20 protein-coding genes and 1 pseudogene are annotated in these 22,968 nt (G+C 34.6%); 2 read left to right on the forward strand and 19 right to left on the reverse strand.

Annotated features, from left to right (window positions below):
• Window positions 1-12: 12 nt before the first annotated feature.
• The 6 genes and pseudogenes from AC1RPG_RS00885 to AC1RPG_RS00910 form a co-directional block, all read right to left on the reverse strand.
• Window positions 13-489: pseudogene (locus tag AC1RPG_RS00885) on the reverse strand (helix-turn-helix domain-containing protein); the annotation flags it as partial.
• 574 nt (window positions 490-1,063) lie between these two features.
• Window positions 1,064-1,933: a methylenetetrahydrofolate reductase gene (locus AC1RPG_RS00890; RefSeq protein WP_481762168.1), complete on the reverse strand. Its 870-nt coding sequence runs from the start codon at window positions 1,931-1,933 to the stop codon at window positions 1,064-1,066.
• A gap of 456 nt (window positions 1,934-2,389) precedes the next feature.
• A complete protein-coding gene (locus AC1RPG_RS00895) occupies window positions 2,390-2,875 on the reverse strand; it encodes a methylated-DNA--[protein]-cysteine S-methyltransferase (RefSeq protein ID WP_481760991.1) in 486 nt (161 codons plus the stop codon).
• 11 nt (window positions 2,876-2,886) lie between these two features.
• The gene (locus AC1RPG_RS00900; RefSeq protein ID WP_481760992.1) at window positions 2,887-3,735 is read right to left on the reverse strand and encodes a YitT family protein; all 849 of its coding nucleotides are present in this window, start codon (window positions 3,733-3,735) and stop codon (window positions 2,887-2,889) included.
• 127 nt (window positions 3,736-3,862) lie between these two features.
• Window positions 3,863-5,050 carry an iron-containing alcohol dehydrogenase gene (locus tag AC1RPG_RS00905; protein WP_481760993.1) on the reverse strand — a complete coding sequence of 396 codons (1,188 nt, stop codon included), beginning with the start codon at window positions 5,048-5,050 and terminating at the stop codon, window positions 3,863-3,865.
• Window positions 5,051-5,204: 154 nt separating this feature from the next.
• A complete protein-coding gene (locus AC1RPG_RS00910; protein ID WP_481760994.1) occupies window positions 5,205-5,672 on the reverse strand; it encodes a DUF2798 domain-containing protein in 468 nt (155 codons plus the stop codon).
• Between the two features lie 174 nt (window positions 5,673-5,846).
• Between AC1RPG_RS00910 and AC1RPG_RS00915 the strand changes: the two genes are divergently transcribed.
• On the forward strand, window positions 5,847-6,215 hold the full coding sequence (locus AC1RPG_RS00915) for a DUF1304 domain-containing protein (protein WP_409021750.1): 369 nt from the start codon (window positions 5,847-5,849) through the stop codon (window positions 6,213-6,215).
• A 48-nt stretch (window positions 6,216-6,263) separates the two neighbouring features.
• Here AC1RPG_RS00915 and dhaM read toward each other — a convergent pair whose 3' ends face one another.
• The 13 genes from dhaM to glpK all read right to left on the reverse strand — a co-directional run bounded on the left by dhaM (window position 6,264) and on the right by glpK (window position 21,785).
• Entirely contained in the window at window positions 6,264-6,632 is a 369-nt protein-coding gene (dhaM, locus tag AC1RPG_RS00920; RefSeq protein ID WP_481760995.1) for a dihydroxyacetone kinase phosphoryl donor subunit DhaM, read from the reverse strand.
• Entirely contained in the window at window positions 6,629-7,213 is a 585-nt protein-coding gene (dhaL, locus tag AC1RPG_RS00925) for a dihydroxyacetone kinase subunit DhaL (RefSeq protein ID WP_481760996.1), read from the reverse strand. The genes dhaM and dhaL overlap by 4 nt, the downstream gene beginning before the upstream one ends.
• 14 nt (window positions 7,214-7,227) lie before the next feature.
• A complete protein-coding gene (gene dhaK / locus AC1RPG_RS00930; protein WP_481760997.1) occupies window positions 7,228-8,223 on the reverse strand; it encodes a dihydroxyacetone kinase subunit DhaK in 996 nt (331 codons plus the stop codon).
• A gap of 180 nt (window positions 8,224-8,403) precedes the next feature.
• A complete protein-coding gene (gene fba / locus AC1RPG_RS00935; protein WP_481760998.1) occupies window positions 8,404-9,267 on the reverse strand; it encodes a class II fructose-1,6-bisphosphate aldolase in 864 nt (287 codons plus the stop codon).
• 162 nt (window positions 9,268-9,429) lie between these two features.
• Entirely contained in the window at window positions 9,430-11,163 is a 1,734-nt protein-coding gene (gene ade, locus AC1RPG_RS00940; protein ID WP_481761144.1) for an adenine deaminase, read from the reverse strand.
• Window positions 11,164-11,172: 9 nt separating this feature from the next.
• Window positions 11,173-12,960: an adenine deaminase C-terminal domain-containing protein gene (locus tag AC1RPG_RS00945; protein WP_481760999.1), complete on the reverse strand. Its 1,788-nt coding sequence runs from the start codon at window positions 12,958-12,960 to the stop codon at window positions 11,173-11,175.
• Between the two features lie 28 nt (window positions 12,961-12,988).
• Entirely contained in the window at window positions 12,989-14,323 is a 1,335-nt protein-coding gene (locus tag AC1RPG_RS00950; RefSeq protein WP_481761000.1) for an NCS2 family permease, read from the reverse strand.
• A gap of 210 nt (window positions 14,324-14,533) precedes the next feature.
• Window positions 14,534-15,634, reverse strand: a complete 1,101-nt coding sequence (locus AC1RPG_RS00955) for a lactate oxidase (RefSeq protein WP_481761001.1) — start codon at window positions 15,632-15,634, stop codon at window positions 14,534-14,536.
• A gap of 300 nt (window positions 15,635-15,934) precedes the next feature.
• Window positions 15,935-16,873, reverse strand: coding sequence for a dihydroorotate oxidase (locus AC1RPG_RS00960; protein WP_481761002.1), 939 nt, complete (start codon window positions 16,871-16,873; stop codon window positions 15,935-15,937).
• 103 nt (window positions 16,874-16,976) lie between these two features.
• Window positions 16,977-17,504, reverse strand: coding sequence for a GNAT family N-acetyltransferase (locus tag AC1RPG_RS00965; RefSeq protein WP_409021765.1), 528 nt, complete (start codon window positions 17,502-17,504; stop codon window positions 16,977-16,979).
• 185 nt (window positions 17,505-17,689) lie between these two features.
• Window positions 17,690-18,409: an MIP/aquaporin family protein gene (locus AC1RPG_RS00970; protein WP_409022824.1), complete on the reverse strand. Its 720-nt coding sequence runs from the start codon at window positions 18,407-18,409 to the stop codon at window positions 17,690-17,692.
• A 24-nt stretch (window positions 18,410-18,433) separates the two neighbouring features.
• Entirely contained in the window at window positions 18,434-20,254 is a 1,821-nt protein-coding gene (gene glpO / locus AC1RPG_RS00975; protein WP_481761003.1) for a type 1 glycerol-3-phosphate oxidase, read from the reverse strand.
• Window positions 20,255-20,267: 13 nt separating this feature from the next.
• Window positions 20,268-21,785, reverse strand: coding sequence for a glycerol kinase GlpK (gene glpK, locus AC1RPG_RS00980; protein WP_481761004.1), 1,518 nt, complete (start codon window positions 21,783-21,785; stop codon window positions 20,268-20,270).
• Window positions 21,786-21,998: 213 nt separating this feature from the next.
• Between glpK and AC1RPG_RS00985 the strand changes: the two genes are divergently transcribed.
• A complete protein-coding gene (locus AC1RPG_RS00985) occupies window positions 21,999-22,952 on the forward strand; it encodes an NADP-dependent oxidoreductase (protein ID WP_481761005.1) in 954 nt (317 codons plus the stop codon).
• Window positions 22,953-22,968: the final 16 nt, after the last annotated feature.

Here is a 22,968-nt window from a genome sequence, read left to right on the forward strand (position 1 = left end):
GAAAAAAAGGTAATAAAAATAATTCAGTTGAATTTTAGTCCCAACTAATCGTCGATTTTTAATTTTTAGATCAAATCCTGCTAACGTTTCATTTAATTCTTTAATTCACCTTGTTATTGACGACCCACTGATATGTAATTCGTTCTCAAGATCAATTAAATTCAATGTTTCATTCGCATACAAATACATTATTATTTTGTATTTATACGATTCTCTTAAAAAATCAGTACTAATATTCGATAAATTTGTCGTACCATCTACTTCAAATTCAACGTTATTAGCGCTCACTTCAAAATGAACATGACCTGAAGCGGTAGCTTCCTCAAGCGTTATTTCAATATTTTTTAGGTACATTCGTAAAGAATTACCAGATATTTGGAGTAATTCCATTAATTTTTTCTTACTTAAATAACCACCATGTGTTTGTAATAGTTCTAGTATTTGGTTAAAAGTTCTTTCCTGCCCATCTAAAAAATCTTCCATATACATAAAAAAATCCCCAGCTTCACTTGACCACTTACCCAATACGATTAAAAAGGCCAATTTAATTTAATTCTATTAATATGTTACCGCGAAAAGTGATAAATTGGTATTAATAATTTTATTTTTAATTTTATTTAATTTACCCCTTGCATTTTCGGTATATACTTGTTATATTAAATGAGTAACCTAATCAATAAAACTTATTCAGTACCTCCCCCAAGGACTGAATACCAAAATCAATCCCCCAATTGATTTTGACTGTTTTACCCTTTTCGACACTGTAACTTATGTTACGATGTCGTTTTTTTTTGCCTAAAAATAAGTATTTACTCTTTCAAAACCTAACTTTATCAATGCTTATACGCTAAATATACCTAACTTCTTTATTCTCTTTTATTTAACATAATTTCGTCACACTTTCTTCATAATTACTTGTTATTATATAAACATACCTTAATTAAATAACTTTTAACTTTAATTTGTTCTCCCAAACAAATTAAAATGATAATTAATTTCTTCCCGAATATTAATTATCCCTACTCCTTTTAATCCATTACCTCTCCCAGGTAGTGGATTTTTTTTATTGGCCTTGCATAATTTCAATGATTGCTTGATAGTCTGAACCTGGCGTCACTATATGAACACCATTAAAAAGGTTTGATAACGATTCAATTAAATTTTGCGAAGCTGCAATACCGACCTTACGTTCATCATTTTGCAACGCCGCTTGTTTCAATTCTGCCATAAACTTATTTGGTAGTTCAATACCCTGAACGTTATCTTGAATAAATTGAGCACGCTCAAATGAAAGTATCGGCATTACACTGATAAAAATAGGTATAGCCACTTCATTAATGGTGATCCAATCTTTTAATCGCTGAACATTTGTCATATCAAATACCGGTTGCGTGATAATATAATCTACTCCTGAATGAATTTTTCGATTAATATCTTCAAATTCAAAATCTAAATTTATCGCATTAATATTAAATGCCCCACCAACTTTAAATTGTGATTTACTATTTAATTCACGATTAGATGGCGATATTCCTTGATTCATTTTTTTAATTGTTGTAATTAATTGTTGCGATGTTAAATCATAGACATTTGTGGCACCTTGTATTTTTGTAGGATTCCCTTTAATAATCATTAAATTATTTAAACCAACAGCACTTAATCCCATTAATTTAGATTCTAATCCGACTAAGTTGTAATCCCGTGTTGTTAAATGTAGGATTACTGGAATCTGTTTTTCACTAAGTTTATATCCCAATAATATATTTGAAACGCGGGGCATCCCTAAAGGATTATCCGTAATTGATAATGCGTCAATATCTAATTTCATTAGTGCGCTAGCACCTTTAAAAAAATTATCCAGATTAAGCGTGCTTGGCGTATTCCACTCAACTAAAACCGTTTTGGTCATTTTCACTTTCTCTATAAAATTCAAAATACCTTCCTCCAAATCAAATTTCATATCACCTTACAATGTTAATTGTAAACTAACAAAACTGTCACATGCCTATGTTTTAATAAATAAAGCCGTATACTATAAATATACACACAAGATACTTTGTGTGTAACTTAATTCTACTATAAAAAAATACGATTATATTTTAGTTTAATTTTTCATCTAGATCTAACCTACTCCCCCCAGAGTCTCGAATAGATTAGTATTTTCTCACCACTACTTTTAAAAGTAGTGGTGTTTTTTTTACATTTATAGTTTTTCTTTTTAACGTCATATTTTCTTCACATTTACTTGTTAGAATAACTTCATACCTTAATTAATAACTTTTAATTTTAATTTATTTCCCCGAATAAATTAAATAAGATGATCAACTTTCCCCGAAGTTAATCACCCTTACCCTTTTCCGACATTGCCTCCCCTTGTAATGTCGGTTTTTTATTTGCGTTCTATTTCTAGTAGTTGCTTTTTCATATTAATCCCACCGCGATAACCCCCTAAGCTGCCATCTTTTCTTAAAATACGATGACAAGGTATTACAATTAATATAGGATTACGACCAACTGCACTAGCAACAGCGCGAATTGCTTTAGGATAATCAACTTCTAAAGCTAACTCAGAATACGTTCTCGTTTCACCGTATGGAATAAGTTGAAGTTGTCCCCAAATTTCTTTTTGCAGCATCGTCCCACTCAAATTAAAATCAACGGGGATCGTAAATTTTTGAATTTCATGGTCAAAATAGGCTTGTAGTTCTTCAATTATACTTTTAAAAATCTTGTCATTCTCTTCGAATTTAGTTCTTGGATAAAATATTTCAATTTCACTTCTTAACCCATTAGGCGACCCAACAAAACTCAATCCTTTATCAGTCATCCCTAGCCAAAAATAATCCGTGCCATTAAACCAATTCATTAAGTACATGTCAAAATCTCCTATTCAATCCCAGACAAATTTGCGCCATGAACTTCTGCGATATTATATACGATGATAAATGCATTTGGATCAATCGTATGCACCTTATTTAACATTTGTTGATAATTTTGATTTTCAACAATAATCATCAACATTTCTTTGCTTTCACCTGAATAACCACCTTTAGCATCAAAGATTGTTAGACCTCTATCTATAGTTGTATTAATATCTTCTTTTAATTTTTTTAATCCCTCTTCTGTACTCATCACATATAAAACTTTTTTACGGTCCAATCCCGTTTCAATATAATTCATAATTAAATACGTGATTATTAAAGAAAAAATCGCTAAAATAAATGCTTCAGAACCCGAGACAAATATATTGAAAAAACACACAATACCATCAATTATTAATAGACTGGTTGCAGGTTTAATATTGAAATATTTTTTGATTATTAGTGGTGGAACCGTTGTTCCACCACTGGATGCATCAATTCGATAGAGAATTGATATTCCCACCGCAAAAACTGCGCCACCGACAATAACAGCTAATAATCTATCCTCGACAATATTTATTTGAGGCGTAATCGCTAAAAATAACGGTAATACAAAACTACCAATCATAATTTTTTTAGTCGTTGAACGCTCTAACATAAAATAAGCCAAGATCAATAGCGCCATGTTAATGCTCAATAATACAATCGAAACGTTCCAATTAAAAGCTGTTTCTAAAAGGATTGCAATACCAGTTGCACCACCAACCGCAACTTCTTGTGGTGCGTAGAAAAAATTAATACTTATTGCAATCATTTCTAACCCAATTAACATTAATAAAAATTGAATAACTTGTGGTTTCATCCTATTTATCATAAAGGCCCTCTTTCTGTTCTAAATTTGTAACCCCTTACTATTTAGCATACCGAATTTTATATCATAAAACAAATTTTCGATTTATGGCACAAAAAAAGCATCTCTAAACAGAGATGCTTTTACTACTTTATTCGAAACTTTCAGTTGTCATTGAAGCTTTGTATAAATCAATAACATCATTTACTGACATATCAACATAAACAGCACTATCTAATTTTCCAACTCTAACAGCTGATTCAGCCATTACTTTAAAGTTTGTTTCTTCATTGATGTCAACACCGGGTAACGTTGTTGGTACACCTAACGATTTAACCCAGTCATAAACTGATTGAATAGCTTTATCAGCAACGACTTGGTCATCATCATCTTGAATATGCCAAACATTGCGACCAAATTTAGCAAACTTAGAAACCGTATCCGCAGATAAAACGAATTTCATCCAACGAGGTGTTATAATACCTAGCCCAACACCATGAGTAATATCGTAGTACGCTGATAACTCATGTTCAATAGAATGGGATGTCCAGCCATCTTGATAACCTAATCGCATAATACCATTTAATGCCATTGTTGATGACCACATTAAATTAGCACGAGCATCATAGTTATCAGGTTCCGCAACTGCAATTGGTGCCCATTTAATAACTGTTCGCATGATACCTTCAATCATACCGTCAGAAACATCATTATTTTTTTCTTTATCAAAGTATTGCTCTGTCAAATGAGAGAAAATATCAATTGAACCAGCAGCAGTCTGCCATTTTGAAACACTCATTGTTAATGCTGGATCCAAGAATGAAACAGCTGGTGTTTTGGGACCAAAACTACCTATTTTTTCATTTGTTTCTGGATTTGAGATAACTGATCCAGCATTCATTTCAGTACCAGTAGCTGCTAACGTTAAAATATCGACAAAAGGTAATTGATCAATTTTGAAACGTTTTGAGGGGTCTAATGATAAATCCCAAGGATCTCCTTCATAAAATGCTGCTGAAGCAATCATTTTTGAAGCATCAACAACAGAACCACCACCGACAGCTAAAATAACATCAATTTTATTTTCTTTAGCTAACTTTTGACCTTCACGAACTGAACCCACTTTAGGGTTTGGTTCGATTCCTGCTAATTCAACAACATTTAAATCACTCAAAATTTTCTTTACTTTGTCATATAAACCTGAACGTTTAATTGATCCACCACCATATGTTAATAATACATTGGGACCAAATTGTGCAACCGCATCATGTAATTCTGTTTCGATACGATCTGAACCAAATCGAATATCAGTTGTATTTTTAAATTGAAAATCTTTCATAAATATAATCTCCTTTGTATTTTGAAGTTATAGTCAAAGTTATTTCAAATGAACAACTACATTATAACCCCTTTAGGCGATGTCATTCCAATACAAGCCTTTACTAAAAGAAGATTCACCATTTTACTGGTGAATCTTCTATAAATATAAACGATTATTGTGTGACTCTTTTAGCTTCATCTTTTGCATGAATCATGCTTAAAATTTTTCTTGAAATTGGTCCAACAATAATTAGTTGTAACGGTACCGCAACAATAATATTGTGTCCAACAGTAGAAAGATAAGCAGACCAGAAATGAGCAGGCATACCACCTTCAATAAGTAACCCATAAAGTGACATAAAAGCGACCATTCCACAAATCATCATTCCTGAGATTGCGAGAATCATTTGCCACATTTTATCATGATTAAGAGGTAACTTATCAGCAATTGCCATCGCAATTTTACCGACAACTAAAACATCTAAGATAAAAGCAACAATAAAACCAGGAATGAATCCAAGTAATAACGTCACAAGACCTAGTTTTCCGACTAATAATAAATTGTATGCACTCATAACGAAAACCATCATCGAGCACATTAATGTTGTAAAAATAATTCCTTCTTTTGCATTTGTTGGCATATATCATTCTCCTTAATAACTTTAATAAAATATAATGTTACACAAAATAACTCACTGTCATAAGTCTTTTTTTTGAATATTAAAGCATTCTCATTGTAAGCGATTAAATCGATTGATTGTGCTACCAATTACATTACGTTATACTATATCCATAACGATTAAGGGGAGATTTCTATGTTAATTGCACTTATATTATCTTGGATTGTTGCACTTGAACACTTATTTATTATGATTCTTGAACTATTTTTCTCAACTAGTTCAATCGCTCAAAAAGCCTTTGAATTAAGACCAGAATTTTTAAATCAGAAAGAATCAAAAGTATTAATGGCTAATCAAGGGCTATACAATGGTTTTATTAGTATCGGTCTAATGATTGTACTTTTCATTCTAACTGGTGCTGCGCTTAAATCAATGTTGTTGCTTTTTACAGGATTTGTTTTTATTGCTGCTGTTTTTGGTAGTTTAACATCTGCAAAAAAAATAATTTTAGTACAAGGATTACCTGCATTACTGGCCTTTATCGCAATTACTTTAGCTTTATAGACTAACTAAAATAACGTTAATCATTAAGATTAACGTTATTTTTTTACGCTATTTAATTTTTAACGCTTCAAGTTGAACCTCAATATCAGCTAATTTAACATCAGCCTCTAAAAGAGATGCAGCAGTATAAGCACTTTCGATTAAAGCTGTATCGTACAGATGAACTTTTTTATCTGTGAATTCCATGACCATATTTAAATTCATCTTAGCACTTCCTAAATCATAAAAAGCTAACAACTCATCGGCACTATTTTCGTCAAAAGCTGCTTGGATTTTATCAAATGATGTACCAACTCCGTTATCATCAGTCCCACCAGCTGTTGTGATTGAGACACTTGCTGCAACTTGATCTAATAGTCGCTTGATACCTTCTGCAATTTCAGGAACATGCGATACAATTACAACCCCATATGTCATACTAGCACCCCCGTTTCCAGTAATGCCTCAAATAAATAGCCACTCGACATAGCTCCTGGATCAACATGACCGACAGAACGTTCTCCGAGATATGATGCACGTCCCTTTGTTGCAACAAGCTCTTTGGTTGCTTCAACATCTGCTTGTATTTTTTCAACTGTTATTTGCTTCATTTTAATATCCCCTAAAACTGGATTCCAAACATCAATCATGGTTTTAGCTCCAACATCTGAATCACCGCGTCTTTTAATACCATCTAGTCCCGCAGCTATTAATTTAGCTGGATCATTTGTTTCTTTACTTAATTTAGACATTTCAATAAAAGCCGTTCCATAAAGTGGCCCAGAAGCACCACCAACAGATTTAATAAAGGCCATTGCGACACTTTTAAATAAGTCTGATAAGGATTCAAATTTTTGATTTTTTAATAAATCTTGAATTGTTTCGGCACCACGAGCCATATTATTTCCGTGGTCTCCATCACCAATTGGTGTATCTAGCTCACTCAAATAAGCTTTATTTTCACTTATTTTCTCTGAAAAAATCTGGAACCATTCTGTTGTATTTTCAATTGTTAGCATTTTATTATCTCCTCTTACCAAGCGATTGTATCTACCGTATAATTTAAATAAGAAAGCCATTTATCATCTTCAATTTTAAATAATGTCAAAGAAATTCCAGCCATATCTAATGATGTCATATAATTACCGACCTTTGTAAATGCGACATCGACTTTTTTATTATTTAATTGATCAAGCGTATCGTTCATAAAAATATATTGTTCCATTAACGGTGTTGCTCCTAATCCGTTAACTAAAACGGCATATTTATCATCAGATTTCATATCAAATGCAACTTTTAGTTTACTTAGTAACTCTTCAACCAATTCCTTAGAAGGTTTTAATTTTTCACGACGATATCCGGGTTCACCATGAATTCCTACGCCATATTCAACTTCATCATCTGCAAGTTCAAATCCTGGTTTACCAACTTCTGGGACGGTCGCACCACTCAATGCAATCGCAATTGTTTTAATATTTGGCATCACTTTTTTAGCAAGTTCATCTATTTCATCTAATGTAGCTCCTTGATCTGCAGCAGCACCCAATATTTTATGCATGAACACTGTTCCCGCAACACCACGTTTTCCTTGTGTATATAGACTATCTTCAACTGCAATATCATCATCTACAACAATTGATTTCACTTTAATTTCATCTATTTCAGCAAATTCTTTGGCCATATCAAAATTCATGACATCGCCGGAGTAATTTTTCACAATACAGAAAACACCTTTACCGTGATTAGCAGCTTTGATTGCTTCATAAATTTGGTCTGGCGTGGGTGAAGTAAAAACTTGTCCAGCAACTGCACCTGACAACATACCGGGACCTACAAAACCAGCATGGGCAGGTTCATGTCCACTTCCACCACCACTAATGAGTCCAACTTTATCTTCCATCGATGCCACATCACTTCTAACCATAGCTTCCGTACTATCAATTTTACGTAGGTATTGTGGATAAGCCTTAACTAACCCATTAACCATTTCACTTACAATATTTTTTGGATCATTAATTATTTTTTTCATAGTATCCCCTTTTCTGTCTGTTTTAGGTACTTCTCCATTATATTGCAAACGTTTACAAATAACCAATTAAACTAGCTTTTATTAATAATTCCATGACCATTCAATTCTCAAGACACAAAAAAAGAGTTTCCAAAATCATAACGATTTTGAAAACTCTTTTTGAAAGAACTAAATAATAAATTATTTAGCTGCGCTTGTACCGAACCATTCAATACGATCTTCAACAAGATCAGTGATTGCTTTTGTACCTGGTGCAAATAATTTACGAGGGTCATAACCTTTACCTTGTTGGTCTTTACCTTCTTCAATATATTTACGAGTAGCAGCAGCGAATACTAATTGACATTCAGTATTAACGTTGATTTTTGAAACACCCATTTTAATAGCTTTTTGGATTTGGTCTTTAGGAATACCTGAACCACCATGTAATACAAGTGGTTGTTCGATTACAGCAGCTAATTCAGCTAAGCGATCGAAGTTTAAACCAGTCCAGTTAGCTGGGTATTGGCCATGAATATTACCAATTCCACAAGCTAAGTAGTCGATTCCTGTTGCAGCAAGTTCTTTAGCTTCGTTAACGTCAGCTAATTCACCAGCTCCGACAATTCCATCTTCTTCTCCACCAATTGAACCAACTTCTGCTTCAACTGAGATACCTTTAGCATGTGCTAAAGCAACGATTTCTTTTGTTTTTTCTAAGTTTTCTGCAAATGGTAAATCATGACCATCAAACATAACTGAGTTGTAACCAACTTCGATACATTCTTTAGCAGCTTCAAAATCACCATGATCTAAATGCATAACAACGGGAACAGTGATACCCATTGATTTAATAGTGTCTTGAACAAGGTGTAAAGCTAATTCATATCCACCCATATATTTTGCAGCACCCATTGATGTTTGGATTAAAACTGGAACACCTTTTTCTTGGGCTGCAGCAAGAATACCGCGAGTCCATTCTAAGTTGTTTGTGTTAAAAGCACCAACAGCGTAATGACCTTCACGAGCAGCGTTAAACATACTTGTACCATTTACTAATGACATTTGAAGTCCTCCTAGATAAATTACAATACGTCTGTATTGCATTTTTTAATACAGGTACATTTTAGCACATTTAATCATCAGATAAAACTTTCATTTTTTAAATAAAACTAATTATCAATAATTTTAATATAAAGGCAACCGTTCATCATTGATTTAACAGACTTACACACTAACATCTTCAAATTTAAATTCATTGATATTAATTAAACCCATATCAGTTATTTTCAATTCCGGTATCACCGCTAACGACATAAAGCTTAATGTCATCACAGGATCCACCGTATCATTAATGCCGAGCTCTCTATAAGCAACTTTATTAAATAGTTCAAGCTGTTCTGATATCCATTCTCCAGATTGGTCACTCATCAATCCGCCAATTGGCAATGGAATTGATATTAAAACTTTGTTATCTTTTGTCAGGACCATCCCACCTTGAATATCTTTCAAAGTCTCAATTGCCAACGCCATATCTTGATCATTAGTTCCTGTTGTAATTAAATTATGTGAATCATGTGCAATAGAAATAGCAATTGCCCCATGTTTAATACCGTAATCTTTCAAGACACCCGTGAAAATATTTCCCGTTTCATGGTGCCGTTCAATAACTGAAATTTTAGAAACTGGAATACTTGAATCGTAGATAAAATTACCTAGTTCATCACGACTAACATTAATTTCTCTATCTATTGTAATTGCTTCGTTAGGAATTACTTCAATTGCATGAACTCTATTACTTGTTAGAGGCAGAACTAATTTTTCTTGACTAAAGTTAGCTAAATGGACTGACGATTGGACACTATCAATTGTATAGCTTTTAGTTTCTAGTAAATATTTTCCCTCTTCAGCAACTTTTTCACCAGCAATATAGACACTTGAAATTAGCATATCCGTTAAATCACTAATAATTGTTAAGTCTGCTCTAAGTCCAGGTGCAATAGCACCTCTATCTTTAAGCTCACAACACTCAGCGGTATTAAGTGTCGCCATTTGAATGGCAACTAAAGGATCTATACCTTCTTCGATACAAATTTTCAAACTATTATCTAAATGACCCTTTTCAATAATTGTTTTCGCTTGGACATCATCTCCACATAGAATGGCCCTTCTAGAATTAGTGGTTGTGACACCTTTTAATAGTGTTCTTAAATTATGCGTGACAGATCCTTCACGTAGGAAGACGTACATACCACGGCTTAATCGATTTTGCATTTCTTCAAGGGTTGAGCATTCATGATCATTTTGAATTCCTGCGGCAATATAGGCATTTAAATCTTTGTCATAAACTTGAGGACTATGCCCATCAATTCGTTTATTTAAATTTTTTGCGACCAGTAATTTATCTAAAATATCACTCTCAGCATTAATCACACCAGGGAAATCCATAAATTCAGCTAAGCCACTTGTCTCATTATTCGTGAGTGGTTTAATCATGTCTTTGGCCGAAATAACCGCTCCAGAATTTTCCATTTTTGTTGCTGGAACGCATGAAGGCAGCATGTATTGGATATTAAGGGCTGTTTCTTTAGCTGCATTAATCATATAGTCGAGTCCAACTAGGCCCGCTACATTCACAATTTCATGTGGATCTGCCATGACCGTTGTTGTCCCATGCGGCGTTATTAAACGGCCAAACTCTTCTGGTCCAACGTAGGCAGATTCTATATGAATATGTGGATCAATAAATCCTGGTGAAATATATTGACCATGAACATCAACCGTCTTATCCCCATCATATTGGCCACCGATTCCAGCAATAAGGCCATCAACAATTGCGACATCCCCAGTCATTACCTGTGCATTATAAACATCAATAATTTTGCCATTAGTTAAGACTAAATCAGCAGGAATTCGGCCAGCAGCAACATCAATTAACTTCTTTAAATTTTCTTTTTCCATCATAACTCCTTATCCTTTAAGAGATGATATCTTAATAATTGGATCAACTATTTCTAAAGCGACACAATCTACCATGCCTAAATCAGTAATTGCCAAATCTGGAATTGCCGTAATTGGTAAAAATGACATATAAAATATTGGATCAGGTAAATCACTACCCATTAAATTTGACCCTTTTCTTAGCGCAATTTCGCCAGTTTCAATTTCACTTGGTAATAAGTCGCTCATGATACCACCCACAGGTAATGCTAAAAATGAAATAATTTTTCCATCAATAACAACAATTTGACCACCGCCTGCTTTAATTAATTCATTTGTAGCAATCGACATATCATTTGCATTGACACCCATAACGACAATATTATTATCATCAGGTGCAGAAGATGATGCCATTGCCCCTTTTTTCAAGCCCCATCCAGATGTAAATCCAAGTGCCTGATTTCCATTTTTACCAAATCGTTCTAATACAGAAACTAAAGCGACATCTTTTTCTGGACTAGGTTGTACGATATTATTTTCTATCGTTAATTCAACATCTTTTCTTTTTCGAACAAAAGCACCCTGACTATTAATTGTTTGGACAGTTGCCATTCCTACTTTTTCATTAACTTTATATTCAAAATCTTTTTCAGAGGTTAACTCATGCTTCAACTGGCCTTTAAATAAATTACTTCTGATTGGTGCAATCAACATTTCACTTATTTTTTTATTTTTGGCAACAACTTTGCCCCGACTAATAACCATTTCTACATTAAATGAACTTGGCTGATCAACAATCAATATGTCAGCAAGTCTTCCTGGCGATACAGACCCAACTTGATCATCAATTCGATAAGCTTCAGCACTATTTATTGTTGCCATTTGAATTGCTGTAATTGGTTCTACACCTGCTTGAATAGCTAATTTAACAAGGTTATCAAGATGTCCTTTTTGTAAAATATCAGATGCAGTTACATCATCTGTACAGAAACTAACATGTCGTGCAATTGCTGGATTAACTTCAGTAACTGCTCGAATATTTTCTGCCAAGAAATGTGTAACGGATGATTCCCTGATTAAAATATTCATCCCATTCCGTGCTTTTTCAACAAGCTCCTCATGACTATAACTTTCATGATCTAAGCGAACACCACTTGCTAAATACTCATTCAATTTCAATCCGGTTGCCATTGGTGCACAACCGAAAATGGGTTGGTGATTATTTTGTGCGTGAACCAACGTTTTTAACGTATCTTCATCTTGTGTTTCAACAGCTTCTCTAACCGTTTCCCAGATACCGTAACATTCTGTCCATTTTTGAATTGTTTCTTGAACATCTGAATCGATGTTAAAAGCAATTGTTGATTTTGGAATTGTATATGGTGTCTTATATGGTGCACCCCAAAATAAATTAAGCGGTAATTTTTCTACCTCTTTAAAAACTTCTTGAACACCTTCTAGTCCGGCAACTGATATTGTTTCATCTAAACCAGAAATAATACTCGTTGTTCCAAAAGGTACAACAGCATTAGCAAAACTTGTCATACTCATTTTGCTACATTCAACGTGAATATGTCCGTCAATTAATCCTGGCGTTATATACTTTCCAGTTGCATCTATATGTTCCGTATCATTGCCGATATAAGCTTCAATATTACCTATCGCAACAATTTTCTCTTTATAGATAGCTACATTTGCTTGATAAATCTCACTTGTCATAACATTAACTAACTTGCCATTTTCGATTACTAAATCTGCAGGAATTTTTGCTGCACCTGCAGAAATATAGTCTTTTAACTGTGCTAACGTCTGTGTCATTTAGTTATCCACCCATCAATTTTATATGTTATTGAAGAATATTTAATACGTAAAGTAAGAATAGGAATACAAAGAACAAGATATACATTACAGGCCCGATTTCTTTTCTACGACCTGCTGCCATCATTGTAATTGGGTATAATACGAAACCAAAGGCAATACCATACGAGATGTTGTAAGTTAAAGGCATTCCGACAACCATTAAAAATGCTGGTACTGCTACTTCAAATCGACCCCAATCAATACCCTTTAATGATTGTGCCATTAAAATACCAACAACGATTAAAACGGGCGCCGTCACTTGTGATGTCACAACTGTCAGAAGTGGTGAAAAGAATAAACTTAGAACGAACATAAACCCGACAACTAATGATGTCAGTCCAGTTCTTCCCCCAACTGCAATTCCAGCTGATGATTCAACATAAGCAGCAGTTGGTGTTGTTCCCAGAACAGATCCGGCTAACATTGAAGCAGAATCAGATAATAACGCGCGACCAACTCGTGGCATTTTATTATTTTTCATAAATCCTGCTTGAGTAGCTAACCCGATTAAAGTTCCCGCCGTATCGAAAAAGGCTACCATCAAGAATATTAAAACAACAGACCAAAGTTGAAGTGAGTTAATTTTATGTAAATTTTCAACCCCTACTCCAAATGTTGGTGCCAAACTTGGAACAGAAGAAATAATATGTGTTGGTAATTTGATAAGTCCCATAACTAACCCTAAAATAGTTGTCGCAACCATTCCAATAAAGATTGAGCCAGGAATTTTTTTAGCCATTAAGATAACAATCACAACGAGTCCAAAAATTGTCAGCCATGTAGTTGGCACCGTTAGTGAACCAATCGCGACCAATGTTGATTGGTTTCCAATGATAAGTCCACCTTCTTGTAATCCAACAAAAGCGATAAACAACCCAATACCTGCGGCCATTGCTAATTTTAAGTCATGTGGAATTGCATCTATCACAATTTCACGAATTTTAAAGAACGTAATAAGCATAAAGATAATTGAGGCAACCACAACACCGGCCATTGCCGTTTGCCATGGAATACCCATTCCAATAACAACTGAATAAGTAAAGAATGCATTGTCACCTAATCCTGGAGCAATTGCGATAGGATAATTAGCTAAGAATGCCATCAAGAAACAACCGAACGCGGCAGATATTGCTGTTGCTGTAAACACAGCTCCTTTGTCCATACCCGCAGCGCCCAAAACTTGAGGATTAACGAATAATATATAAGCCATAGATACGAAAGTTGTTAATCCAGCCATTGATTCACGTTTAACCGTTGAACCTGACTCATTAATATGAAATAACCGATCAAAAATACCTGATTTTCCCTCTGTATTATTCATGCAATATAATCTCCCTATGTTGTGATTTTTTATATTATGTACAGTATATTACGCGAATTAAATAAAAAATCAATACAAAATACGCACTTTTGTAGATTTATTAACATTTAAAGTTCGTGTTTTGACTATTTTCAAAAATAAAAAAACTGTTAAAAAGGTTTTAACAACCAATCTAACAGTTTTTAAGTGCTAACTAACTTTTATATTTTTTTAATTTCCGTAAGGATTATCGATTAATTTAGTACGTTTAACTTCATCAATATTATGCGTTCCAGTTAATTGCATTGTTAATTCTAATTCATGTTGGAAGTAATTAAAGACATTTTGAACACCTTTATGACCACCAAGTGCCAAGCCATAAACAACTGGGCGACCGATTGCAACTAAGTCTGCACCACTTGCTAAGGCTTTATAAACATGAGCTCCACGTCTTACACCACTATCAAAGACAACAGGCACACGCTTATCAACAGTTTCTGCTACTTCTTGAAGTGCATCAAATGCAGCGATTCCGCCATCAATTTGACGACCACCATGATTTGAAACCCAGACGCCACCAGCACCTGAATTAATTGCAACACTTGCATCTTCTCCACCTTGGATTCCTTTAACAAAGACAGGTAAACCTGAATATTCTGCTAAGAATTCAACATCTTTTGGACTTAAGCGTTGCTTTGCTGAACCATAAACAGCATCCATTGTTTGACCAACACCACTTTGATAAGCTTGAACAATTGGCATTGCTAGTGGGAAAGTGAATCCATTACGTTTATCTGTTTCACGATTACCACCAACAGTTGCATCAGCAGTTAAAACAATTGCTTTAACCCCATTAGCTTTTGCTTCATCCATAATATTACGATTAATACCATCGTCTTTACTCATATAGAATTGGAACCATTGTGGTTGACCATTAGCTTGACTTGATATTTCTTTAAATGATTTCGTTGCAAATGAACTTGCTGTGTAGATTGAACCATAATCTGAAACACCCTTAGCGCTATCAATTTCACCTTTAACATGAGCTAATGCATGTGCAGCAACTGGTGCCATAATAATAGGCGATGTGATTTCATCTCCGAAAATAGTTGTTTTTGTATCGGGATGATCAATTTCTTGTAACACTCTAGGTCTAATTAGTTTATGATTAAATGCCTTTATATTTTCTTCTAAAGTATACAAATCTCCAGCTCCACTAGAGATATAACCAAATCCACCCTTTGGAATAATCTTTTCTGCATCTTTTTCTAAATCAAAAGCATTAATAACGGTAATATCTTTTTCTAAATCGCTTGTAATGTAATCTGTCATATTAAACTCCCCTTTTATGTTGCACCCAACTTATCTTGTCTAAATAATAGCACTGAATAAAGCATTGTGCAAGCGTTTGCACACATAACTACTAATATTTTTTTATCTATAAATATTAACTACTACTAACACTATTCTATTAATTAAAAATGAGATAATTCACCATTTAATTAGGTAAATTATCTCATTCCATTTAAAGCTAAATATCGTTACGTCTATAGTCCATTAGTCCATGACTAATTTCAGCTGTTTGCCCATATACCTTCGTATAAAGTTGGTATAATTTTCCCTATCTCATCCCTATAAATAATTCAATTTTCCTCTAAAATCTTCAATACTTTGGTACCCTTTTTCTGCCATAATTTCTTCTAGCTCAGTTGTTAGTCGTTCAAAAACAGCGGGTCCTTCAACCATCAACGCTGTTCCAACTTGCACCATACTTGCTCCACATAGAATATGTTCAAAAACATCTTTACCAGTTTGAATGCCACCAGTTCCGATTACTTGAATATTCTTATTTAATCGTTGATAGAACGCATGTACATTAGCTAAAGCAGTCGGCTTAACATATTCGCCGCCAATACCACCAAAACCTTGCTTGGGTTTAATAACGACCGTTTCTGTATCATCATTAATATATAGTCCATTCCCAATACTATTGATACTATTGACATAAGACAATGGATATTTATTTAAAATAGCAGCCATTTGATCAAAATGAATAATATCAAAGTACGGTGGTAATTTAACTCCTAACGGTTTGTGATAACTATTAAAAACAGCTTTTAATATCGCATCAACTGTTTCAAAGTCATAACCCGTTTGGGGCTTTCCTGGTACATTAGGACAAGATAAATTTAATTCAACAATTCCTGCAAAATCTGAATCTGTTACTTTTTGAAGTAACTCGAGATCTTCCGCTAGATTAAAACCCGTAATTGATAAAAAGTATGTTTTACCAGGATGGTTTATCTGATTTTGAGAGACAAAATCTAAATAGTAATCAACGCCATTATTTGGTAAGCCCATTGAATTAATACTACCGAATTCTGTTTCAAAATAACGAGGTTCTGGATTACCCTTACGTGGTTGAAGCGTGCCACTCTTCGTTACAAAAGTTGCCGCCTTAGAACTTTCGACGGCAAGTAATTCGTCGCTATCCATACAATAAACACCCGATGCATTCATCATACAATTATCAAAATTTGAACCCGCTAAAGTCGTTGCTGTTGAAATCAAAAAAATCCCTCCTTCATATTGATACTAGTATACCTTATCAAAATTCAAATTGTTACTTTTTTCACAAAAAAAGACAGCGATATCATTCGCTGTCTTAAACGTTTTATTTTAAAATAATTTGGTAAGCATATCGTGCTGAGTTAACGCCATCTTCCATATGAATGATACCTTTATAATCAAATCCATTTGAGGTAATGACATGTTGCATCCCTTTATTTTCAGGATGTGTATCAACGCGAACATCTTTGTAACCCAATGATCTCGCAATTGTTAATAAGCCTGAAATCATTTTTTCTGATAAACGTTGACCTCTAAATTTTGAAGAAACAGCAACTCGATGAATAGCCGAATAACGTGCTTGTGGGCCATTAATCCATTCGCCATCTTCAATGTTAAGATACATAGGATCTATTCCTAGCCAAAGTGCAGCAGTTCCTGCGATTTCATCTCCAACCATTAAGACATAAGTCAATTGATCTTTAATATCTTGTTCTAAATGGTTCGCCGCCGGGTAAGCACCTTGCCATTGGTCAATTCCCTGTTCTTTAAGGTAAGCTTTTGCTTCCTCAATAATTCCTGTAATTGCTGGTAAGTCTTCTGGCGTTGCCAGTCTTAAGTAAGATACAGTCACTGTTACACATCCTTTATTATGCTTAATCTATTCGTATAAATACGATTGAAAAATTATTATATCGCATAATTTATCAATATACAATAAAAATACCCTTTAAAATTTACTATAAAAAACCTCTATTATTGAATTAAAATTCAATAATAGAGGTTTAACTTAATAATAAATTATTTCAGACATTTAACCTATGCTACAGCTAAGAATAACCCTGCGGCAATCACTGCGCCAGCAAATGGTCCGAAAATTGGTACCCAACTATATGACCAATCTGATCCACCTTTGTTCGCAATTGGTAAAATAGCATGTGCAATACGAGGACCTAAATCACGGGCCGGATTAATTGCATAACCAGTTGTCCCACCAAGTGAAAGACCAATACCAACAATTAAGATACCAACAACGACTGGTGTTAAACCATCTGTAAAGTTACCTTTTGTGAATGCTAGCAAACTAAAGATTAAGACAAATGTCCCAATTAATTCACTTAAAAAGTTATATAGATTACTTTTTATTGCAGGAGCAGTTGCGAATGATCCAAATATTGCATCAGAATCTTTCGTCTCTTTCCAATGTGGCATGTATTGAACCCATACCAGAAAAGCACCAACGATACCACCAGCAACCTGGACAACCATATATGGTAATACAGAAGACCAAGCAATCTTACCAACAATTGCCATTGCCAAAGTTACAGCTGGATTCAAATGTCCTGGTCCCATAAAGGCTGACGCATAGACACCCAAGGTTACGGCAATTCCCCAACCTAATGTGATTGCAATCCAACCAGCACCTTCAGCTTTTGACTTACGTAACGAAACACCAGCAACAACCCCATTACCTAATAATACTAAAATCATTGTGCCTAAAAATTCACCCAAAAGTTGCGTCATAAGACTTGTTGTCATCACACTCACCCCTATTTTTGATGGTTATTTTAAGTAATTCATATCTGATTCTGCAATTGTTGCATCTAAATCTGCAGTTTGTTTTGCTTTTTCTTCTTTAGTCCAGCTATAGTAACTTGCCATTTCGTTAATTACGCCAACTTTAACAGCATCTAATGTATCGCGATGGAAAAGAATATGGTTAGTACGACGCATTAAGTAATCAGTTGGTGTTAACGTCATTTCTTCTTCCATTGAATAGTGAAGACTAGCTGTTTCACCTAAAGAAAGTCCTTCTGCTGCTTTAACGTGAGTCATTTGACTAAATACACGTGCTGCATTTGAACCAAATAAGTTAGCAAATACTGTAGCTTCTTCTTCAGTCAACCCATTGTCCATTCCTTGTTTTGCGAAGAAACTAATTGTTGCTTCAACGTTGTTAGGATCAATATCACCACCTGAAACAGGTAAGTTTTTAGAATCAATCGCATTGAATTCTTGACTATAATTATCTTTCAATAATTTTGTAATTGCAGCCATGGCACCGGCAGCCATCTTACGGTAATCTGTAATTTTACCACCAGCTAATGTTAATAAGCCATCTTTTGAAATAGTCAATGAACTTCCACGTGAAACTTGTGATGCACTTGTCTTATCTTCAGAAAGTGTACTTTCCAAATCATTCAAGACATCTTCAACATCTGTTTTAGTTACTTCATCTTTTTCAAAACGTTCAATAACGTTAATAACATCATTGAAACTCTTCTCACTAATTTTACCTGAGTTTCCACCATTGTAATCTGAACTTCCGTTTGATGAAATCAATGGACGTAATCCAGCCCAACTTGATTCAATATCACTAATTTTGACATTAGCTGTTGGGAAACGTTCGTTAATAATATCAAGTAAGTAATCAGCATCTTCTTGTTCAACACGAGGATGTTCAAAATCACCATGGAAATCAGTATCTGTTGTTCCAAAATATGTTTTATCTTCTCTTGGCACAACGAAGATCATACGACCATCTTGTTTTCCAGAATCAAAGTATGTTGGTTGTGGTACATTTAATTTTTTAGAATCAACAACTAAATGAACACCTTTTGTTGGGCGCATTTGTGGTACAAAATCTTCATCAGTATCCATTTTACGGATAAAATCAGACCATGGACCCGTTGTATTAATAACATATTTAGCATGAATATCAAATTCTTCGCCACTAATTAAATCTAATACATGAACACCAGTAATTTTACCGTCAGCATGCAATAAGTCTAAAGCCTTGATACGACTAACCATCAAGCCGCCATCTTCATGTGCTTTTTTGATATTTTCAATAACTAAACGTGAATCATTATTCTTAAAATCAAGGTAGACACCGCCACCCATTAATTTATCAGATTTTAATTGTGGTTCGCGTTGTAAAACTTCTGCTTTAGAAATTGTGTAGTTAACCCATTGAGGATCAACAACACCTGCCAATTGATCATATAAATTCATTGCAACTTTTACTGAGAACATATCAAAAGTTGCGCCGGGTTCATCATAAATAGGCAATAACATTGATTGTGGACGTGGAATATGTGGTGCAATATGTTGAACCACTGCACGTTCTTGAACAGTATCAGAAACAACTCCGACGTCGAATGTCTTCAAGTAACGAATACCACCATGAACTAATTTTGTTGAACGCGATGATGTTCCTTCAGCGAAATCTTGCATTTCAATTAATCCGTTATTTAAACCCATAGCACTTGCTTGAATAGCAACGCCGGCACCGGTGATACCACCACCAATTGTTAATAAATCCAATTCTTCATTCTTTAATCGTTCGATATCTTGTTTTCTTGATGTTGCTGAAAATGACATAGTTGTATCCCCCTTATTTATTGTTTTTCTTCATTGGTTTATGTTTAAATACTCGAGTTGCTTCAACCGCTTGTTGCCAACCTGCGTATAGATCTTCGCTTTCTTCCACAGGCATTGTTGGTTTAAAAATATCCCCTTCAGTATACTCAGCTTTGAGTTCTTCTAGGTCTTTCCAATAACCAACGGCTAATCCAGCTAAGAAGGCTGCTCCTAAAGCAGTTGTCTCAAGGTCATGAGCACGTTCGATAGGTGTATTTAAAATATCTGCTTGGAAATTCATCAGATAATCATTCTTAGCTGCACCACCATCAACTTTTAGTAACGGAATTTTAATTCCCGTATCTAGTTCCATTGTTTTCACAACATCTCTAGTTTGGTAAGCCAATGATTGTAACGTTGCTTTAATGAAATCTTCACGTGTTGTTCCACGAGTAATTCCAAAGACTGAACCTCGTGCATCAGGATCCCAATAAGGTGCTCCCAATCCTGTAAAGGCAGGTACAACATAAACTTCATTATCATTCGTCGATTCTTTAGCTGCTTGTTCTGTGTCTGGTGCATGTTCCACCAAGCGCATCCCGTCTCTTAACCATTGAATTGCTGAACCAGCAACGAAGATACTACCTTCCAAAGCGTAATAAACTTTACCATTAATCCCATAACCAATTGTCGTTAATAAATTATTTTTAGATAATTTAGGTTCTGTCCCTGTATTCATGACAATAAATGAACCTGTTCCATAAGTATTCTTAACCATTCCTGGTTCAAATGCCATTTGACCAAACAAAGCAGCTTGTTGATCTCCAGCCATTCCTGAAATTGGCACTTCACTACCATAAAAATGATAATCTTTCGTATGTCCGTAAACTTCAGAATTTGATTTAACTTCTGGTAACATAACTGCTGGAATATTCATAATTTTTAGAATTTCTTCATCCCACTTCAAATCATGAATGTTAAATAACATTGTCCGACTAGCATTAGAATAATCAGTTACATGTGTTTCGTCACCTGATAATTTCCATGTTAACCAAGTATCAATAGTTCCAAAAAGTAATTCGCCTTTTTCGGCTCTTTCTTGGGCGCCATCAACATGATCTAAAATCCAACGAATTTTAGTTGCTGAGAAGTAGGCATCTATCAGTAATCCTGTCTTTTCATGAATTAATTCATCATAGCCATCTTGTTTTAATTGTTCCGCAATTTCTGCCGTTTGACGTGATTGCCAAACAATTGCGTTGTAGATGGGTAATCCCGTTTTCTTATCCCAGATAACAGTTGTTTCACGTTGGTTGGTAATCCCAACTCCTGCTATTTGCTTAGGTTTAATCCCGGAATCGATAAATGTATTTGCGATTGTCGATAATACTGCGTTCCATATCTCATTTGCATTGTGCTCAACCCAGCCAGGTTGAGGAAAATATTGTGGAAATTCGCGTTGTGCATCAGAAACTTTCTGACCTTTGTGATTAAATATAATTGCTCTTGTACTTGTCGTTCCTTCATCAATAGATAAAATATATTTTTCCAAATAACTCACATTCTTTCTTTTTAATTATTTATGAAAACGCTATCATTTACCAATATGGATATTATACATCTTCAAAAATACGTTGTCAATTAGATTGCGCAAAATACATTGTTACAAAATTTGTTATTCTCCCTCGTTTTGTAAACCTTTTCTTAAAATTATGGTATATTGGGACTAGTACCAATATGATTTTAATCTAGGGAGGTTATACTTATGAAAGCATTTGGCTTTAACCAATATGGTGACGCAACCGTATTTGAGGAATTAAAAGTTAATCCAGAAGTAGCGCTTAAATCAAAACAGGTTAGGGTTTCAATCGAAGCGATTGGCATTAACCCATTTGATGCAATTTTACGTGCCGGTTATATGAAAGACGTTATGCCTTTACCATTTCCAATTGTACCTGGAGGTGACGTAACGGGTATTATTACTGAAATTGGCGATGAAGTTACTCATTTTAATATCGGTGATGCTGTTGTTGTTCATAAGGCTTTCGGTGGCTACGCAGAAGAACTTGTCGTCTTTACATCACATATTGCTAAGCGACCTGATAATATGACGATTGCTGAAGCTGCTGGGCTACCAACACCTGGTATAGCGGCATACAATATTTTGAACTTTTTTGCAAAAGCAAGGGCTGGTGAAACCATCTTTATTGAAGGCGCTTCTGGAAGTGTCGGATCGATTTTAGTGCAACTTGCTAAATTGATGGAATTAACTGTTCTCGCTAGTGGTTCAAGCACCAACGAACCCTATGTTCGTCGACTAGGTGCAGATCATTATAGCGCCTACGATAAAGAAAATCCCGCCGAAACTTTTAAAGATATGGCTGACATTGTTGTTGATGCAACTCCTGGCGGTCTTGGCAGTGAGGTAGGCGTCAAAGCATTGAAGACAAACGGCAGAATGGTATCGTTAGTTAGCGTTCCAACCGACTCTGTTCAAGCATCAAAGCCACTCGCAGATTACTACCTTGTTGAGAATGTTAAAGAGTTAAAAGATAGTGACACGCTAACTTTCTTAACAGATTTAATGATGCAAGATGAATTAGAAATTAAAATAGCAAAAAAATATCACTTTAATTTAACCGATATTATTGAAACCCATAAACAATTAAATTCACCACATAATGCAGGTAAAATGGTTATAATCGTTAAAGGAAATTAAAAGTCTAAGGAGCATT

It is taken from the genome of Dellaglioa sp. CoH-57-MRSF-18, from assembly GCF_056781995.1.

Coding starts and splice junctions, on each gene's coding strand:
- AC1RPG_RS00985 (WP_481761005.1), top strand. CDS start 21,999: ATGAAAGCATTTGGCTTTAACCAATATGGTGACGCAACCGTATTTGAG.
- AC1RPG_RS00910 (WP_481760994.1), bottom strand. CDS start 5,672: ATGCCAACAAATGCAAAAGAAGGAATTATTTTTACAACATTAATGTGC.
- AC1RPG_RS00955 (WP_481761001.1), bottom strand. CDS start 15,634: ATGACAGATTACATTACAAGCGATTTAGAAAAAGATATTACCGTTATT.
- AC1RPG_RS00900 (WP_481760992.1), bottom strand. CDS start 3,735: ATGATAAATAGGATGAAACCACAAGTTATTCAATTTTTATTAATGTTA.
- fba (WP_481760998.1), bottom strand. CDS start 9,267: ATGTCATTAGTAAATGGTACAAGTATGTTTAACGCTGCTCGTGAAGGT.
- dhaK (WP_481760997.1), bottom strand. CDS start 8,223: ATGAAAAAAATAATTAATGATCCAAAAAATATTGTAAGTGAAATGGTT.
- AC1RPG_RS00950 (WP_481761000.1), bottom strand. CDS start 14,323: ATGAATAATACAGAGGGAAAATCAGGTATTTTTGATCGGTTATTTCAT.
- AC1RPG_RS00895 (WP_481760991.1), bottom strand. CDS start 2,875: ATGTACTTAATGAATTGGTTTAATGGCACGGATTATTTTTGGCTAGGG.
- AC1RPG_RS00970 (WP_409022824.1), bottom strand. CDS start 18,409: ATGACAACAAGTCTTATGACGCAACTTTTGGGTGAATTTTTAGGCACA.
- dhaM (WP_481760995.1), bottom strand. CDS start 6,632: ATGACATATGGGGTTGTAATTGTATCGCATGTTCCTGAAATTGCAGAA.
- ade (WP_481761144.1), bottom strand. CDS start 11,163: ATGGAAAAAGAAAATTTAAAGAAGTTAATTGATGTTGCTGCTGGCCGA.
- AC1RPG_RS00915 (WP_409021750.1), top strand. CDS start 5,847: ATGTTAATTGCACTTATATTATCTTGGATTGTTGCACTTGAACACTTA.
- AC1RPG_RS00905 (WP_481760993.1), bottom strand. CDS start 5,050: ATGAAAGATTTTCAATTTAAAAATACAACTGATATTCGATTTGGTTCA.
- glpO (WP_481761003.1), bottom strand. CDS start 20,254: ATGTCATTTTCAGCAACATCAAGAAAACAAGATATCGAACGATTAAAG.
- AC1RPG_RS00945 (WP_481760999.1), bottom strand. CDS start 12,960: ATGACACAGACGTTAGCACAGTTAAAAGACTATATTTCTGCAGGTGCA.
- dhaL (WP_481760996.1), bottom strand. CDS start 7,213: ATGCTAACAATTGAAAATACAACAGAATGGTTCCAGATTTTTTCAGAG.